At 49.6% G+C, this 242-nt stretch carries 1 protein-coding gene; it reads left to right on the forward strand.

Annotated elements, in window-relative coordinates; all coding sequences use genetic code 11:
• Positions 1-223: substrate-binding domain-containing protein (locus AC3II9_RS22395; protein ID WP_489158969.1), on the forward strand; the 223-nt coding region annotated here is incomplete at its 5' end.
• Between the last annotated feature and the right edge of the window lie 19 nt (positions 224-242).

The raw sequence follows: 242 nt of genomic DNA on the forward strand, positions 1-242 counted from the left end.
GGATGCCGGTGTTTCCATTCCGGATGAAGTGGAAATCATCTCGTTCGATAATACAAGGCTTGCCCTCATGGTGCGTCCGCAGCTCACGTCCGTCGTGCAGCCGCTTTATGATATCGGTGCCGTGGCCATGAGACTCTTGACGAAGTACATGAACAAGGAAACGGTCGATGAAGCAGCCGTTGTCCTTCCTCATCGCATCGAATACCGTAATTCAACCAAATAATGCTGTAAACTGGTTAGAT

It is taken from the genome of Lysinibacillus sp. RU7, from assembly GCF_057837305.1.